Raw genomic sequence first — 17,044 nt, 5'->3', positions numbered from 1 at the left:
GCGACGCTGGGTAGCGGTGGCGACCCTTCCGGAGCTCGCCCGGGCACTGCTCAGCGACGATCTGGGTGGACGGGACGAGGTGCCGCGACACGTCGCCGACCGGGTGACCGCCGAGGCGGAACGGTGGGCGGCATACGGGTTCGGCGCCGAGAACATCCGGCCGTGGCTGGACCTGCCGCCGGAGGCGGCCGCGTACCTGGTCGAGCGGGGTGTCCTGCCCCGGGTGCTGGACCTGCCGGTCGAGCTGGCGCCCGCACCGGTGGCGCTCAAACTGGCCATCACCAGCGGGCGGCTGCCGGTCGAGCGGGCGTACGAGCTGCTGGTCGCCACCGGGGAACACCGGCCGGCGGCGGACGCGCCGGCGGCCCCCGAGCCGCCCGCCGGACAGCCGGCCGGACACCCCGGCGGTACGCGCGACGAGGCGCCCCCCAGGGTCGGGGTGACGTGGTCCGGGCCGACCATCGGCGCGGTCCCCGACCGTGGCGCGGACCGGGACCGGGACCGGGATCGGCGCCCGGTGGCACCGGTGATCTTCTCGCACGGTACGCCGGAAGGCTGACCTCGGCCGGGTGTCACCGCCACGGCCGGCGGCCGGTGTCCGGCTGGTAGAGCCGGTACGCCCCGATCGTCCGCACCACGCCGCTGGCGCCGCGCTGCTCGAGGAACCGCTGGAAGGCCCGGTCCGCCGGCCCGTCGAGGTCGAACAGGTACCCGGGCCGGGGTGCCGCGTCGACCTGCTGCCGGTAACCCGCCCACCGGTTCTGGCCGGGCCGCAGGCGCTGGTCGAGCACCGCGCAGGCGACCCGCTCACGGGCGTTGAAGACGAGCCGGTCGCAGGTCCAGTACTCGGCGTAGACGTACCGGACACCGGCCAGCCGCAGCGCGGTGGCCACCTGCCGCGCCTGCCGCTCCTCGTCCCGGGTCGGGCCGACCCGACCGAGGAAGTCGGCGGTCGCCCAGACCATCGTGGTGGTCAGCGCGGCCAGCAGGACGGTGGCGACCCCACCGGCGAGGATCCGGCCGGGTCGGTCGGTGCCGAGCCGCCGGTCGGTGCGGAGCCGCCGGTCGCCGAGCCAGGTCGCGGCCCGCCACAGCGGCCAGAGCATGATCGGCAGCGAGACCTGGAGCAGGGACAGGTAACGGGCGCTCTGCAGCGGCGCGGTGCCGGCCAGGTCGTTCCGGACGTACCCGACCAGGGTCAGTGCCGCGCCCGCGACCAGCGCGAGCCGGACGGCGGCGCGGACCCGGCCGTCCCGGCCCGTCCGGCGGTCCCGGCGCAGTTCCCAGCCGGCCAGCACGACCGCGGCCAGCAGCAACAGCAGATAGAGCCCCGCCCACCAGATCCGGCCGGGTACGCAGCCCGCCGGCGGGCAGGCGCCACCGGCCAGCGGTACGCCGACCTCGACGGCACCGTGCAGCCGTTGCCCCAGGGTGGCCGGCGCGCTGTCGCCGTGGCTGAGTTCACGCAGCACCGACAGCGAGTCCTGGCCGTCCGGCGGGTGGAGGTTGGCCAGGATCAGCGGCAGCAGGCCGACGGCGAAGCCGGCCACCAGCACCAGCCCGGCCCGGCCGATCAGTGCCCGTCCGGCCGCGACCAGCAGCGCCGCCCCGGCCGCGGCGAGGTACGGCAGGACCAGCCAGTCGTCCCAGAGGACCAGCCCGGACAGCAGTCCGAAGCCGGCGTACCCGATCCAGCCGCGCCGCATCCGGCGTTCCCCGACGGCCAGTGCGAGCAGCAGCAGCGCGACGACCGCGGGCCTGGTCTCCGGCCGGCCACCGACGGCGGTGAGCTGATCCTGGATCACCCGCTCCGAGCCGAGCGCGAGCAGGCCCACGGTGAAGGTGGCCAACCAGGGCGAGCAGATCCGTCGGGTCAGTCGGTAGCTGCCCAGCACGAACAGCGCCCAGAGCGCGAGCAGGGGCAGTCGCAGGGCCGGCCAGGACGGTCCGGCGACGGCGAACAGCGGCGCCGCCAGATACGACTCGACGGTGCCCATGTAGCGCTGGCCGTACAGGAAGACCGGTTGGTCGGTGCCGGCCGCGATGTGCATGGCGGCGATGCCGAAGGTCGCCTCGTCGCTGTTGCCGCCGGGCACGGTCAGCAGGACGAGCACCAGCCGGTAGCCGAACCCCAGGGCGCCGAGCAACAGCGCCACCGCGGCTGGCCGGTCCGGCGCCCGGCGCGCCCAGCCGGCCCGGCCGGGCCGCCGCAGGCTGCCCGCTGTCGCCACGGCCTCTCGTCACCCCCGAACCCATCCTCGCAGCCAGGCGGATGAAGCGGATCTTTTTCGCGAACCGCGTGACCGCACGGCCCGGAAGCCGGGCGTGGCGTGCCGGTGGCGCCGGGGTGTGGCAGGGTGGCAGCGTGTCGCTCACTCCCGTCGGCGAGGCGGTCGACCCGCGCCGCCTGCACCGCGCCGCGCGGATCGAGGACGCCATCCACCAACTGGCCGAGCGCCGGCTGCGCCGGCGCGGCTGGCGACCGCAGATTGTCGCGTACACCGGTTACGGCGGGTGCGGGTGGGCCCGGGTGATGGGCCGGGTCGTGCTGGGCCGCATCGACGCCCGCCCGGTCCCACGCCCGGAGAAACTGCGCGGCTGGCGCAGCTTCGCCACCCTGCCGGCCAAGCACGCCCCGGTGCTGATCGAGGCGGGCGGGCGCCGGCACGAGGCGCGGACCGACCGCAGCGGTTTCATCGACGTCCGGGTCGAGGGGGAGTTCCAGCCGGGCTGGGCGGCCGTGCGGATCGGCGCTCCCGACGCCAGCCCGGTCGAGGCGCCGATCCGGATCATCGACCCCGAGGTGCGGTTCGGCGTCCTGTCCGACATCGACGACACGGTGATGGTCACCGCGCTGCCCCGGCCGCTGCTGGCGGCGTGGAACACCTTCGTGCTGGACGAGCACGCCCGGATGGCCGTACCCGGGATGGCCGTACTGTTCGAACGGCTGGCCACCGCCCATCCCGGCGCACCGGTCTTCTACCTGTCCACCGGTGCCTGGAACGTCGCGCCGACGCTGACCCGGTTCCTCTCCCGGCACCTGTACCCGGCGGGGCCGCTGCTGCTGACCGACTGGGGACCCACGGCGGACCGGTGGTTCCGCAGCGGCAAGGAGCACAAGCGGGCCACCCTGGCCCGGCTGGCCCGGGAGTTTCCCGAGGTCAGGTGGCTGCTGATCGGTGACGACGGGCAGCACGACCAGGAGATCTACGCGGAGTTCGCCGCCGCGCACCCGGCGAACGTGGCCGGGGTGGCGATCCGGCGACTCTCCCCGACCCAGGCCGTGCTGGCCGGTGCCTTCCCGACCCCGCCCGGCCACCCGGCGGACAGCGGCCCGGACGGCCAGCGGTGGCTGTCGGCGCCCGACGGGGCCGGCCTGTTCAAACTGCTCAAACGCGCCGGCCTGGTCTGAAAGGAAGGGCCCCCTGTTATCGCTTTCGGTATAGGAAGGGCCCCCGCTTAACCTCGACGTCCGGTTCTGGGCGCGGCCAGTGCGCGCGTCGGGGTCAGGCCGGGCGCAGCCAGAGCGCGCCGAGGGGTGGCAGGCGCAGCGCGGCCGAGGCGGGCAGCCCGTGCCACGGCACGCTCTCCGCCTCGACGGCGCCCAGGTTGCCCACCCCGGAACCGCCGTACAGGTGGGCGTCCGTATTGATCATCTCGATCCACCGGCCGGCCAGCGGCAGGCCGACCCGGTAGTCCTCGTGCGGCACGGACGCGAAGTTCAGCACACACACCAGGGGCGAGCCGTCCAGCGCGATCCGGACGAAGGCGAGGGTGTTGTTCGCCTCGTCGTCCCCGACGATCCAGCGGAAGCCCGACGGGGCGGTGTCCTGCGACCACAGCGCCGGGGTGCTCCGGTACGCCCGGTTCAGGTCCGCCACCAGCCGCTGCACGCCCGCGCGGGCGGGATCGTGCAGCAGGTACCAGTCGAGTCCCCGGGTTTCGCTCCACTCCCGGTCGTCGCCCAGCTCACAGCCCATGAAGAGCAACTGCTTGCCCGGATGCGCCCACATCAACGCCAGCAGCGCCCGGGTGTTGGCCAGTCGCTGCCAGGTGTCGCCGGGCATCTTGCCGGTCAGCGAACCCTTGCCGTGGACCACCTCGTCGTGGCTGATCGGCAGCAGGTAGTTCTCGCTCCAGGCGTACACCAGGGAGAAGGTGAGCTGTTGCTGGTGGTAGCGCCGGTAGATGGGATCCTTCGCCAGGTACGCGAGGGTGTCGTGCATCCAGCCCATGTTCCACTTGAGACCGAACCCGAGGCCACCGGTGGAGGTCGCCCGGGTGACCGCGGGCCAGGCCGTCGACTCCTCGGCCACCATCACCGTCCCCGGATGGTGCTTGTAGACGGTCGCGTTCACCTCCTGGAGGAACGAGATGGCCTCCAGGTTCTCCCGGCCGCCGTACCGGTTCGGCAGCCACTGCCCGTCCGGCCGGGAGTAGTCCAGGTAGAGCATCGAGGCGACGGCGTCCACCCGCAGCCCGTCCACGTGGAACTCGTCGCACCAGTACAGGGCGTTGGCGACCAGGAAGTTGCGCACCTCGGGCCGGCCGTAGTCGAAGACGTAGGTGCCCCAGTCCGGGTGTTCGCCACGGCGCGGGTCGGGGTGCTCGTACAACGCGGTGCCGTCGAACCGCGCCAGGGCCCACTCGTCCCGGGGGAAGTGCGCCGGCACCCAGTCCAGCAGCACCCCGATGCCCGCCTGGTGCAACCGGTCGATCAGGTGCCGGAACTCGTCCGGGTCACCGAACCGGGCCGTCGGGGCGTAGTAGCCGGTGACCTGGTAACCCCACGAGCCGCCGTACGGATGCTCCATCACCGGCAGCAACTCGACATGGGTGAAGCCCAGTTCGACGACGTACTCGGTCAGCTGGTCGGCCAGTTCGCGGTAGGACAGGCCGGGTCGCCAGGAGCCGAGGTGCACCTCGTACACGCTCATCGGCTCCTGGTGCACCTGCCGCCGGGGGCGCCGGGCCAACCACTCGGCGTCACCCCAGTCGTACCGTGACTCGTGGATCACGGAGGCGTTGGCCGGTGGCACCTCGGTGCGCCGGGCCATCGGGTCGGCCTTGTCCCGCCACACCCCGTCCGGACCCAGGATCCGGTACTTGTAGCGCTGGCCGGCCACGGCGTCCGGGACGAAGACCTCCCACACGCCGCTGCCGCCGAGCGACCGCATCGGCCAGCCGCCATGCACGTCCCACCCGGTGAAGTCGCCGATCACCCGTACGCCCCGCGCGCTGGGCGCCCAGACCGCGAACGACACCCCGGAGGTGCCGTCGATGGTCCGGACTCGAGCCCCGAGGGCGTCCCAGAGCCGCTCGTGCCGGCCCTCGGCTATCAGGTGCAGGTCCAGCTCACCGAGGGTCGGCGGGAACCGGTACGGGTCGTCCCGCACCTCGCCGTCCACCTCGATCCGGTAGTCGAGGACCTTGCCCGGCAGGGTGGCCTCGAACACCCCGGCGTCGTGCACCTGGCGCATCGTCCTGCGCCGGCCGCCGACGACCACGGCCGCCGTACCGCAGCCGCGCCGCAGGGTACGGATCACCGTGCGGCCACCGTTCGGGTGCGCTCCGAGCAGGGCGTGCGGATCGTGCGCCGTACCGGCGATCAGCTCGTCCATGGTCATCCCTCGGCTCGTTTCGTCGTCCGTGTCGTCCGCGTGGTCGGGCTGGTCCGGCCCGCCCGGCCGGTGCCGGCCCGCTTGGCCGGGGTCCGCGCGGCGGCCTCACCGTCCGGCCCGGTGGTCGGGACCGGTTCCCCGGTCGGGGGCGCCGTCGGTTCGGGGGTGGCCCTGGGTGCGGTGGTCTTGCGGGTACGCCGGGTGGGTGCGGCGGTCGCCGGCTGGGGCGGCGGTTCGGGCGCGGGCGTGGCCCTGGGCGCGGTGGTCTTGCGGGTGCGCCGGGTGGGTGCGGCGGTCGCCGGCTGGGGGGTCGGTTCGGGCGCGGGCGTGGCCTTGGACGCGGTGGTCTTGCGGGTACGCCGGGCCGGCGCGGCGGTCGAGGTCGGCTGGGGGGTCGGTTCCGGCGCCGGTTCGAGGGTGGCCTTGGGTGCGGCGGTCGGGGCCGGCGCGGCCGGTTTGCGGGCGCGCCGGGCGGGGCGTGCGGGCGCACCGGTCGGCGGGGTCACCGCCAGGGTGGCCATACCGGTGGGCGTGGCCGCCGCGGCCGCCGGCTCCGCGCCCTGCCGGTGGATGGTGAAGACGTGCGCGGGGTAGAGGTACGGGTCCAGCCGGACCGCGTTGCGCTGCCCCCAGTCGTACCGTACGCCGGTGAGCTCGTCGGCCACCGTGAACCGTTCGTGCCAGTCGAAGCCCAGCGCCGGCATGTCCAACGTGGTGTTGCCCCACTGCACGTGCTCGGCGTCGAACGAGCAGATCACCAGCACGGTGTTGCCGGTCGCCGGGTCCCGCTTCGACCAGCACAGCAGCGCCGGGTTGTCGATCTCGTGGAATCGCAGGTTCCGCAGCCAGTGCAGGGCCGGGTTGTTCCGGCGGATCGCGTTCAGCCGGGCGATGAACGGCGCCAGCGAACGGCCCTCCGCCGCCGCGGCGGCCCAGTCCCGGGGCTTCAGCTCGAACTTCTCGTTGTCGATGTACTCCTCGGCGCCCGGCCGGGCCACGTGCTCGAACAGCTCGAACCCGGCGTACATGCCCCACGAGGGGGAGAGCAGGCTGGCCAGCACGGCCCGGATCTTGAACATCGGCGGGCCGCCGTGCTGCAACGTCTCGTGCAGGATGTCGGGCGTGTTGGGCCAGAAGTTGGGCCGCATGTAGTCGGCCGCCGCCACCAGCTGCTCGCAGTACTCGCGCAGCTCCCCGGCGGTGGTCCGCCAGGTGAAGTACGTGTACGACTGGCTGAAGCCGATCCTGCCGAGGCCGTGCATGATCGCCGGCCGGGTGAACGCCTCGGCCAGGAACAGCACGTCCGGGTCGACCCGCTTGACCTCGCCGATCAGCCAGTGCCAGAAGTCGAACGGCTTGGTGTGCGGGTTGTCCACCCGGAAGATCCGAATGCCCTCACCCACCCAGTGCAGCACCACCCGCAACACCTCGGCGCGGATGCCCTCCGGGTCGATGTCGAAGTTCAGCGGGTAGATGTCCTGGTACTTCTTCGGCGGGTTCTCCGCGTACGCGACGGAGCCGTCCGGGCGGGTGGTGAACCACTCCGGGTGCTCGGTCACCCACGGGTGGTCCGGCGCGCACTGCAACGCGAGGTCCATCGCCACCTCCAGGCCCACCTCGGCGGCGGCGGCGATGAAGTCCCGGAAGTCGGCGGCCGTACCCAGGTCGGGGTGGATGGCGTCGTGACCGCCCTCGGCCGCGCCGATCGCCCACGGCGAGCCGACGTCGTCCGGCCCGGCCACCAGGGTGTTGTTGCGACCCTTGCGGTTGACCCGCCCGATCGGGTGGATGGGCGGCAGGTAGAGCACGTCGAAGCCCATGGCGGCGACCCCGGGCAGCCGGTCCTGCGCGGTGCCGAAGGTGCCGGACCGGGCCGGGGCGTCGACGGTGGCCGGAACCGCTCCCTCGGAGCGCGGGAAGAACTCGTACCAGGCCGAGAAGAGCGCCCGGGGGCGGTCCACCCACAGCTGGTACCGGTCCGACCGGGTGACCAGCCGGCGCACCGGGTGGGCCCAGAGCACCTCGGCCAGGTCCAGCGCCGGCGTCACGCGTTCCCCGAGGCCGAGCTGGCCGTCGCGCAGCGCCGTGGCCGCGGCGCGCAGCCGGGTCCGCAGCCGGGCCGGTACGCCCGCACGGGCCTCCTCCAGCACCGCGGCGCCCTCGGCCAGGTCGTTGGCCAGGTCCTCGATCCCCTGACCGGCGGCGATCTTCTTGGTGACCGCGTCCTTCCAGGTGAGGTACGGGTCGTCGAACGCCTCCACGGCGAAACTCCACAGCCCCACCCCGTCGGGCTGGATGGCGGCGTGCCACCTGTCGTCCCGGTGTTCGCCAGGTGTCATCCGCACCGCCGGCCGGGGGGTGCCGTCGGGGCCCTGCCAGACGACGACGCAGCCGAGTGCGTGGTGCCCCTCGCGGTAGGCGAGGGCCGACACCGGCACGAGCTCGCCGACGACGGCCTTGGCCGGATACCTGCCGCAGGCCACCGACGGGGAGACCTCTTCGATCGGAAACCGTCCAGTCACGCCTGCCAACCTACTGTCCACCGCTCGGGTCCGCCGGCCGAGATCATACTTCCGGTGATCTCCGGCGGATGACGGCGGACCGCCGGCCGACCGGCGGTGCCGAACCGGCGGTGGCCGACCGGCGGATCGCCGGTCGGCCGGTGGTCGCCGACTCGCGGTGCCGGTCGGCCGGTGGAGCGCCGGTCGGCGCTCGGCGGGCCGTCAGCCGAGCACGGACCGGTACACCTCCACGGTGCGCTCGGCGATGGAGTCCCAGGAGAAGTGGTCGACGGCCCGCCGCCGACCGGCGCGACCGAACTCGGCGGTCCGGGCGGGATCGGACAGCAGCGTGGTGATCGCCTCGGCCAGGTCGGCCACGAAACGCTCCGGATCCAGCGGTGTCCCGGTGCCGTCCGCCGCCTGCTCGATCGGCACCAGCAGCCCGGTCACCCCGTCGTCGACCACCTCCGGGATGCCGCCGGTCGCGGTGGCGACCACGGCCGTCTCGCAGGCCATCGCCTCCAGGTTGACGATCCCCATCGGCTCGTACACCGACGGGCAGACGAACACGGTGCTGTGCGTGAGGACCTGGATCACCTCGTGCTTGGGCAGCATCTCGGCGATCCAGACCACGCCCTGCCGGCTGCCCCGCAGCTCGTCGACCAGCCCCGTCACCTCGGCGGCGATCTCCGGGGTGTCCGGGGCGCCGGCCAGCAGCACCAGCTGCGCGTCGGCCGGCAGCGAACGGGCCGCCCGCAGCAGGTAGGGCAGGCCCTTCTGTCGAGTGATCCGCCCCACATAGACCACGCTCGGCCGGGCCGGGTCGATGCCCAGCCGGTCCAACACGTCGGTGCCGGAATCCGGCGCGTACTGCTCGGTGTCGATGCCGTTGTGGACGACGTGGATCCGGTCCGGGTCGACCGCCGGATACGCGGCCCGGACGTCCCGGGCCATTCCCGCGGAGACCGCGATCACCGCGTCGGCGGCCTCCAGCGCGGTCCGCTCACACCAGGACGACAACGTGTACCCGCCGCCGAGCTGCTCGGCCTTCCACGGTCGCAGCGGCTCCAGGCTGTGTACGGTCGCCACGTGCGGCACCCCGTGCAGCAGCTTGGCGACGTGCCCCGCCAGGTTCGCGTACCAGGTGTGGCTGTGCACCACGTCGCTGCCGGCGCAGTCGGCGGCCATCTCCAGGTCGACGCCCAGGGTACGCAGCGCGGCGTTCGCGCCGGCCAGGCCGCTCGGGTCGGAGTACGCGGTCACGCCCGGTTCGGAGCGCGGCCCGCCGAAGCAGCGCACCCGGACGTCGGCCCGGGACCGCAGCTCCCGGGCCAGGTATTCGACGTGGACGCCGGCCCCGCCGTACACCTCCGGCGGGTACTCCCGGGTGAGCAGGTCGACGCGCAGCCCGTCGCGGCGGGCGGTGGGATCGGTCACGTCCCGCACCCTAACCTCCGCTGGTCGCGGCGCAACTGGTTGCTCGTACGAGTGGTGAACTGGGACCGGTGTGGTTAGCGTCTCGGGTATGGCTCCCAAGGTCCTCGCTATCGTCCTCGCCGGCGGCGAGGGCAAACGCCTCATGCCGCTCACCGCCGACCGCGCCAAGCCGGCCGTCCCGTTCGGCGGGATGTACCGAATGATCGACTTTGTGCTGTCCAACCTGGCGAACGCCGGGTTCCTCAAGATCGTGGTGCTGACGCAGTACAAGTCGCACTCGCTGGACCGGCACGTCACCAAGACCTGGCGGATGTCGAACCTGCTGGGCAACTACGTGGCGCCGGTGCCCGCCCAGCAGCGCCGCGGCCCCTGGTGGTTCGCCGGCTCGGCGGACGCCATCTACCAGAGCTTCAATCTGATCAACGACGAGCAGCCGGACCACGTGATCGTCTTCGGTGCCGACCACATCTACCGGATGGATCCCCGGCAGATGCTGGAACACCACATCGAGTCCGGCGCCGGGGTGACCGTCGCCGGCATCCGGCAGCCGCTGTCCCAGGCCGACCAGTTCGGCGTGATCGAGGTGGGCGGCGACCGCCAGCAGATCCGGGCGTTCCGCGAGAAGCCGACCGACGCCGTGGGCCTGCCCGACGCGCCGGATGAGATCTTCGCCTCGATGGGCAACTACATCTTCGACACGAAAGCGCTCTGCGAGGCGGTCGAGCGGGACGCGGCCGACAAGACCAGCAAGCACGACATGGGCGGCAGCATCATCCCGATGCTGGTCGAGCGGGGCGAGGCCAACGTGTACGACTTCCGCGACAACGAGGTGCCGGGCAGCACCGAACGGGACCGTGGGTACTGGCGGGATGTCGGGACGCTCGACTCGTTCTACGAGGCGCACATGGACCTGATCTCGATCCACCCGATCTTCAATCTCTACAATACCCAGTGGCCGATCTACACCGACTATCCGCCGTGGCCGCCGGCCAAGTTCGTCCACGGTTGGCAGGAGCGGGTCGGCCGGGCGGTCGGCTCGATGGTCTCGCCCGGCGTGGTGATCTCGGGTTCGCTGGTGGAGAACTCGGTGGTCTCGCCGAACGTCCGGGTCCACTCGTGGGCCCAGGTGGAGGGATCGGTGTTGATGGAGGGGGTGGACATCGGCCGACACGCCGTGGTGCGCAACGCCATCCTCGACAAGAACGTCATCGTGCCCGAAGGTGTGGAGATCGGTGTCGACCTTGAGCGGGACCGCGAGCGCTACACCGTGTCCAAGAACGGCATCGTGGTGATCGGCAAGGGGCAGCGGATCGAACCCTGAGCGGGTTCGGCCGGCCACGGCGGCGAGCCGGCGGGGCCGGACCGGCCACGGCGGTGACGCGGCCGGCATCGACCGGCGGCGAGGCGGCCGGGCCCGGCGGTGGGTCGGCGGTGGGACGAAAGGTATGTTCGGGGCGTTCCGGGGTAACCCGGGGCGGCCCGTCACGGTGATCAGGAGGACGAACCAGATGGCCCATCCCCGCGCCGGGCAGCCCGCCGAGCCGAGCGACCTGGTCGACGTGCCGAAGCTGGTCACCGCGTACTACGCCGGGCATCCCGACCCGACGGACCCGGCCCAGCAGGTCGCCTTCGGCACCTCGGGCCATCGCGGATCGAGCTTCGGCAACGCCTTCAACTCCGACCACATCGTCGCGATCAGCCAGGCGGTCTGCGACTACCGGGCGGCCAACGGGGTGGACGGCCCGCTGTTCCTGGCCCGGGACACCCACGCGCTGTCCGAGCCGGCCACCGTCGACGCGGTCGAGGTGTTCGCCGCGAACGGGGTCAACCTGCTGCTGGACAGCCGGGACGGCTACACCCCCACCCCGGCGCTGTCGCACGCCATCCTCACGTACAACCGGGGTCGGGACGGCGGGCTGGCCGACGGCGTGGTGATCACCCCGTCGCACAACCCGCCGGCCGACGGCGGCTACAAGTACAACCCCACCAACGGCGGGCCAGCCGACACCGACGCCACGAGGTGGATCCAGGACCGCGCCAACGAACTGATCCGGGACGGCCTGACCGGGGTGCGGCGGCTGCCGTACGCGCGGGCCCGCGCCGCCGACACCACCGGAACGTACGACTTCCTCGGCCGGTACGTCGACGACCTGCCGGCGGCCCTCGACATCGACGCCATCCGGTCGGCCGGGGTGCGGATCGGTGCCGACCCGCTGGGCGGGGCCAGCGTGGCGTACTGGGGCGAGATCGCCGACCGGCACCGGCTGGACCTCACCGTGGTCAACCCGCTGGTCGACCCGACCTGGCGGTTCATGACGCTGGACACCGACGGCAAGATCCGGATGGACTGCTCGTCGCCGAACGCGATGGCCGCGCTGATCGGCCAGCGGGACCGGTTCCAGATCGCCACCGGCAACGACGCCGACGCGGACCGGCACGGCATCGTCACCCCGGACGCCGGCCTGATGAACCCCAACCACTACCTCGCGGTGGCCATCTCGTACCTGTTCGCCAACCGCGCCGGCTGGTCGGCCGACGCCGGCGTGGGCAAGACGCTGGTCTCGTCATCCATGATCGACCGGGTGGCCGCCGACCTGGGCCGCCGGCTGGTCGAGGTGCCGGTGGGCTTCAAGTGGTTCGTTCCCGGCCTGCTCGACGGCTCGGTCGGGTTCGGTGGTGAGGAGAGCGCGGGGGCGTCCTTCCTGCGTCGCGACGGCAGCGTCTGGACCACCGACAAGGACGGCATCCTGCTCTGCCTGCTCGCGTCCGAGATCATCGGGGTGACCGGCCGAACGCCCAGCGAGCACTACGCCGAGCTGGTGTCCCGGTTCGGTGACCCCGCGTACGCCCGGATCGACGCCCCGGCCAGCCGGGACGAGAAGGCGGTGCTCGGCAGGCTGTCGCCCGAGCAGGTGACCGCGAAGGAACTGGCCGGCGAGCCGATCACCGCGACCCTGACCCAGGCGCCCGGGAACGCCGCGTCGATCGGCGGCCTGAAGGTCACCACCGAGTCCGGCTGGTTCGCCGCCCGGCCGTCCGGCACCGAGGACGTCTACAAGATCTACGCGGAGTCGTTCCAGGGCCGGGACCACCTGACCCGGATCCAGGACGAGGCCCGGGAACTCGTCTCCGAGGTGCTCAAGCGGGCCTGAGCCGGTCTTCCCGGGCCGGTCGGAACGGCGGCGGCGACGCCGGGGCGCCGGCCAGTGCCGTGGCGGCCTGCCGGATCCGGCCGACGATGATGCCGAGGTCCGGGCCGGTCAGGTCGGGGTAGGTCGGCAGGTTCAGACCGCGCCGGGCCAGCTCGGCCGAGACCGGAAAGTCACCGGGGCTGTCCGCGTACGGCGGCAGGTCCGGCACCGGGATGAAGAACGGCCGGCTGTCCACGCCGAGCCGGTCGAGCCCGTGCGCCAACTCGTCCCGGTGGTCCCGCAGCGCCCCGTCGACCAGGAACGACGCCATCCAGGGCGCGCGCCGGACGGCGGGGGCGACCGGTTGGGCCGCGAACAGGCCCAGCCCGGCCAGCCCGCGTTCGTAGGTCTCGATGACCCGGTCGCGCCGCGCGATGATGTCGTCGGCCCGCTCCAGTTGGGCGCACAGCAGCGCCGCCGCCGGGTTGGTGAGCCGGTAGTTGTAGCCCCGTTCCGGGAAGTAGTACCGGCGGTCCGGGTCCATGCCCTGGTTGCGCAGCCGGCGCATCCGCTCGGCCAGTCGCGGGTCGGCGGTGGTGACACAGCCACCTTCGCCGCAGGTCAGGACCTTGTTGCCGAAGAACGAGAACGTGCTGGCGTCGGCGAGCCCACCCACCGGCCGGCCGGCGAGGGTGGCACCGAACGACTCCGCCGCGTCGGCCAGCAGCAGCAGCCCGTGCCGGGCGCACACGGCCCGCAGCGCCGGATAGTCCGCGGGATGGCCGTACAGGTCCACCGCGAGCACCGCCCGGGTGCGGGGTCCGACCGCGGCGGCGACGGCCGCCGGGTCGACGCACCAGGTGTCGGGCCGGACGTCGACGAAGACCGGTCGGGCTCCGCAGTAGGCGACCGCGTTCGCCGTGGCGACGTAGGTCAGGGCCGGTACGACCACCTCGTCACCCGGCCCGATCCCGGCGGCGGCGAGCACCAGATGCAGCGCGGTCGTCCCGTTGTTGGTGCCGACACACGCCGGTGTGCCGCAGCGCCGGGCGAACTCGTCCTCGAACCGGCTCAGGTAGGGACCGTGCGACGAGATCCATCCACTGTCGAAGGCGTCCAACAGGTACCGGCGTTCCAACTCGGTGAGCGTGGGCTGGGAGACCGGGTAGCGGGTCAACGGCTCGCCGCCGGACCCGGGCCGCTCCGGCCCGGCCGGTGAGCGCTGGCCGGTCGTGGGCCGCTCCGGCCCCACCGGCGCGGGCTGGCCGACCACGTGCCCCGGAGCCGGCCGGGACCCGGTGGTCACCGGTCCACCCGGATCCGGCGGCCCATCCGCTCGTCCTCCAGCAGGGTCCGGTCGGCGTCCACCATGACGCGGACAAGGTCGGCGAACAGCGTCTTGGGCGCCCACCCGAGTTGCCGGCGGGCCTTCGTGTAGTCGCCGATCAGGGCGTCGACCTCCGCCGGCCGGAGGTAACTGGGATCGTTGACGACGACGTACTCGTGCCAGTCGAGCCCGGCGTAGCCGAACGCGGCCTCGACGAACTCGCGTACGGTGTGGCCCTCGCCCGTGGCGACCACGAAGTCGTCCGGACGGTCGTGCTGCATGGCCAGCCACATCGCCTCGACGTACTCCGGCGCGTACCCCCAGTCCCGTACCGCGTCGAGGTTGCCGAGGTAGAGCTTGTGCTGGATGCCGGCCTCGATCCGGGCGATCGCCCGGGTGATCTTGCGGGTCACGAAGTTCTCGCCCCGGCGCGGGCTCTCGTGGTTGAACAGGATGCCGTTGACGCAGTGCATCCCCCAGGACTCGCGGTAGTTGACCGCCGACCAGTAGGCGAAGACCTTGGCACAACCGTACGGACTGCGCGGGTGGAAGGGCGTCTCCTCCCGCTGCGGCGGCGGGGTGGCGCCGAACATCTCCGACGACGACGCCTGGTAGTACCGGCAGTCGAGGTCCGCGGCCCGCACGGCCTCGAGCAGGCGTACGGAGCCCAGGCCGGTCACCTCGGCCGTGTAGTCGGGGACGTCGAAGGACACCCGTACGTGGCTCTGCGCGCCCAGGTTGTAGATCTCGTCCGGGCGTACCTCCCGGAGGAGCCGGATCAGCGAGCCGACGTCGAGCAGGTCACCGTAGTGCAGGAACATCCGGGAGTCGGCCTCCCGGGGATGCACGTGGGCCCGCTCGATGCGCTCGGTGTTGAAGCTGGACGACCGCCGTTTGATCCCGTGGACCACGTAGCCCTTGTCCAGCAGGTGCTCGGCCAGGTAGCTGCCGTCCTGGCCGGTGATGCCAGTGACCAGGGCCGTACGTGTCACTACGCAGCCTCCTTCGGCTGACCGGGGTAGCGGGATCCGTAGTCCTAACGACTACGTTGGGTGATGGTTGTGTTCGCCCTAGTCACCGGGTCCGGCCGGTGGTCAGTCGCGACGCAGGGGCCGGGCCGGCACCCCCACCACCACGGTGTGCGGCGGTACGTCCCGGACCACCGCCGCGCCGGCTCCCACCATGGCGCCCGCGCCCACCTCGATGCCGTCGATGACCGTCGCCCCCGCGCCGATGGTCACGCCCTCGTGCAGCCGCACCGAGCCCGCGACCGCGCATCCGGGCAGCAGCGTCACGTAGTCGTCGAGCCGGGTGTCGTGTCCGACCGACACGTTGGCGCCGACGTGTACGTGCCGCCCGGCCGTGATGTCGGCGGTCAGGACCGCGCCGGGCCAGATCAGCACGCCGGGTTGCCGGACCGTGCGTGGGCCGAGGCTGGCCGCCGGATGGGTCAGCGACGCGGCCGGACGTCCGGACCCGCGCAGGGTCGCGTCCAGCCGGGCCCGCACGGCCCCGGAGCCCACCCCGATCACGTACCGGACGTCGGGGTCGAGGTCGGCCAACCGGTCGTCGTCACCGAGCCAGGGGACCGGGAGCCGGGCGAGTCGCGTCGGGTCGGGCGGACCCAGGCAGCCCAGCAGCCGGCAGTCACCGGCGGCCTCCGCGATGGCCGCGACCTCGCGCGCGTGCCCGGAGGTGCCGAGGATGACAATCGCGGGTCCGGCCGCGCGTGGCGACGGTGTCAGCTGGGACGGTGTCAACCGTCCGGTCACCGGGCCGGGGCGAGGAACGACGAGACCGGAATCGGGCCCGAGCGCCCGGACCCGACCCACTCCAGCACGGCGGTGTAGTCCCGGGCCGTGTCCGTCCAGGTGCGGGCGGCCAGGAGTTGCCCGGCCCGGACCGAGGCGCGGGCGTGGTGGTCCCGGTTCGCCAGGAGTTCGCGGATCGTGTCGGCGATCGAACGCGGGTCGTGGGCGTCGAAGAAGCGCACGTCCGCCCGGGCGAACTCGGCCTGGGCGCGCAGCGGCTCGACGTCCGAGCAGGCCACCGGAAGACCCCAGCTGAACGCCTCGAACATCGGGCCGCTGGCCGCCTCCCAGACCGACGGGATCACCACGGCGCTGGCCCGGGAGTAGAGGTCGGCCAGTTGATCGGCCGGGACGAAGCCCGGGAACCGCACCCGCCCCGCGAGGTCCGGCCGGGCGATCCGCTGCCGCACCTGGTGCGCCTGTGGCTCGACGATCGGGCCGGGACAGACGAGCGTGAGTTCCGGCAGCAGTGCCATCGCCTCCAGCAGGGTGGCGTGGTTCTTGTGCCGGCCCAGCGACGACGGGTAGAGCAGCAGACCGGGTTCCGGTCTCGGCGCGAGGTCCGGCGGGCGGGTGTGCAGGGTCGGCAGCGGGATCATCGTCATCTTGTCGCGGAAGTCGGGGAAGTGTCGCAACGCCTGCTGGAACGGGTGCGGCCAGGAGACCACCACCGCCGAGGCGCGGGCCACGTTGTCCCGGATCACCTTCGCGAAGCCTTCCGACCCGAGGCCGGGTTGGAACTGGCGCAGGTCGTGCAGCACGACGACCGACGGCCTGGACCGGGCCGGAACGCAGTGCCACGGATAGAGCGTGACGTCGGCACCGGTCGCTCGGGCCGGCCGCGCCCGGCCGCGGATCAGGTCCACCATCCCGCGGGCGGCGGGCGAGGCGAGGAGCTGCCGGGGCAGGTGCCGCCGGAGCCGCTGCCCGAGCCGGCTGTCCAGGAGCAGCGGTACGTCGCTCTCGGTCCACCGGATCCCCTCGGCGGGGACCTCCCGGCGCCAGTCGGCCAGCGTGCCGCGCAGGATGTCCACCCGGATCTCGTGCGACGCGAGGGCGCCGAAGCCCCGCAGCAGACCGTAGGTGAACAGTTCGACCCCGGCCGAGTGGCCGGGCCCGACGCACGAGGCATCCACCTCTATCAGCATGTGAGGTCCTTCCGCGAAGCCGTACACCGCTTCAACGACGGACGATCACGGGGCGTTACTGCCGTCGG

General features: G+C 72.8%; 11 protein-coding genes and 1 pseudogene. 4 read left to right on the top strand and 8 right to left on the bottom strand.

What is annotated here, in order from left to right; translation table 11 throughout:
- Positions 1–16: 16 nt before the first annotated feature.
- Entirely contained in the window at positions 17–559 is a 543-nt protein-coding gene (locus tag ACXN5W_RS07255) for a hypothetical protein (protein ID WP_473157378.1), read from the top strand.
- A gap of 13 nt (positions 560–572) precedes the next feature.
- Here the strand turns inward: ACXN5W_RS07255 and ACXN5W_RS07250 are convergent, their stop codons facing one another.
- A complete protein-coding gene (locus ACXN5W_RS07250) occupies positions 573–2,213 on the bottom strand; it encodes a hypothetical protein (protein WP_473157451.1) in 1,641 nt (546 codons plus the stop codon).
- Between the two features lie 212 nt (positions 2,214–2,425).
- Between ACXN5W_RS07250 and ACXN5W_RS07245 the strand changes: the two genes are divergently transcribed.
- On the top strand, positions 2,426–3,412 hold the full coding sequence (locus tag ACXN5W_RS07245) for an App1 family protein (protein WP_473157450.1): 987 nt from the start codon (positions 2,426–2,428) through the stop codon (positions 3,410–3,412).
- Positions 3,413–3,506: 94 nt separating this feature from the next.
- Here the strand turns inward: ACXN5W_RS07245 and glgB are convergent, their stop codons facing one another.
- The 3 genes and pseudogenes from glgB to glgA all read right to left on the bottom strand — a co-directional run bounded on the left by glgB (position 3,507) and on the right by glgA (position 9,559).
- A complete protein-coding gene (gene glgB, locus ACXN5W_RS07240; RefSeq protein ID WP_473157449.1) occupies positions 3,507–5,621 on the bottom strand; it encodes a 1,4-alpha-glucan branching protein GlgB in 2,115 nt (704 codons plus the stop codon).
- A 362-nt stretch (positions 5,622–5,983) separates the two neighbouring features.
- Positions 5,984–8,143: pseudogene (locus tag ACXN5W_RS07235) on the bottom strand (alpha-1,4-glucan--maltose-1-phosphate maltosyltransferase); the annotation flags it as partial.
- 201 nt (positions 8,144–8,344) lie between these two features.
- The gene (glgA, locus tag ACXN5W_RS07230) at positions 8,345–9,559 is read right to left on the bottom strand and encodes a glycogen synthase (protein WP_473157377.1); all 1,215 of its coding nucleotides are present in this window, start codon (positions 9,557–9,559) and stop codon (positions 8,345–8,347) included.
- An 88-nt stretch (positions 9,560–9,647) separates the two neighbouring features.
- Between glgA and glgC the strand changes: the two genes are divergently transcribed.
- Complete coding sequence (gene glgC / locus ACXN5W_RS07225) at positions 9,648–10,880, top strand: glucose-1-phosphate adenylyltransferase (RefSeq protein WP_473157376.1); 1,233 nt, start codon at positions 9,648–9,650, stop codon at positions 10,878–10,880.
- 187 nt (positions 10,881–11,067) lie between these two features.
- Positions 11,068–12,711, top strand: coding sequence for a phosphoglucomutase (alpha-D-glucose-1,6-bisphosphate-dependent) (pgm, locus tag ACXN5W_RS07220; RefSeq protein ID WP_473157375.1), 1,644 nt, complete (start codon positions 11,068–11,070; stop codon positions 12,709–12,711).
- On the opposite strand, the gene ACXN5W_RS07215 is transcribed toward pgm, so the two are convergent.
- From ACXN5W_RS07215 to ACXN5W_RS07200, 4 genes are all read right to left on the bottom strand, one after another.
- A complete protein-coding gene (locus ACXN5W_RS07215) occupies positions 12,698–13,996 on the bottom strand; it encodes a DegT/DnrJ/EryC1/StrS family aminotransferase (RefSeq protein ID WP_473157374.1) in 1,299 nt (432 codons plus the stop codon). The genes pgm and ACXN5W_RS07215 overlap by 14 nt on opposite strands.
- Positions 13,993–15,009 (bottom strand): GDP-mannose 4,6-dehydratase, encoded by a 1,017-nt coding sequence (gmd, locus tag ACXN5W_RS07210; protein WP_473157373.1) that lies wholly within the window; start codon positions 15,007–15,009, stop codon positions 13,993–13,995. Before gmd ends, ACXN5W_RS07215 begins: the two co-directional genes overlap by 4 nt.
- Positions 15,010–15,111: 102 nt before the next feature.
- The gene (locus ACXN5W_RS07205) at positions 15,112–15,777 is read right to left on the bottom strand and encodes a NeuD/PglB/VioB family sugar acetyltransferase (protein ID WP_473157372.1); all 666 of its coding nucleotides are present in this window, start codon (positions 15,775–15,777) and stop codon (positions 15,112–15,114) included.
- An 8-nt stretch (positions 15,778–15,785) separates the two neighbouring features.
- Entirely contained in the window at positions 15,786–16,976 is a 1,191-nt protein-coding gene (locus tag ACXN5W_RS07200; RefSeq protein WP_473157371.1) for a glycosyltransferase, read from the bottom strand.
- Between the last annotated feature and the right edge of the window lie 68 nt (positions 16,977–17,044).

The sequence above is a fragment of the Plantactinospora sp. A48 genome (assembly GCF_055793945.1).
This window is presented reverse-complemented; position numbering and strand designations above follow the sequence as displayed.

What these genes read in the sequence shown, in the direction of transcription:
- glgB (WP_473157449.1), bottom strand. Translation starts at nt 5,621, where the DNA reads ATGGACGAGCTGATCGCCGGTACGGCGCACGATCCGCACGCCCTGCTC.
- glgC (WP_473157376.1), top strand. Translation starts at nt 9,648, where the DNA reads ATGGCTCCCAAGGTCCTCGCTATCGTCCTCGCCGGCGGCGAGGGCAAA.
- pgm (WP_473157375.1), top strand. Translation starts at nt 11,068, where the DNA reads ATGGCCCATCCCCGCGCCGGGCAGCCCGCCGAGCCGAGCGACCTGGTC.
- ACXN5W_RS07200 (WP_473157371.1), bottom strand. Translation starts at nt 16,976, where the DNA reads ATGCTGATAGAGGTGGATGCCTCGTGCGTCGGGCCCGGCCACTCGGCC.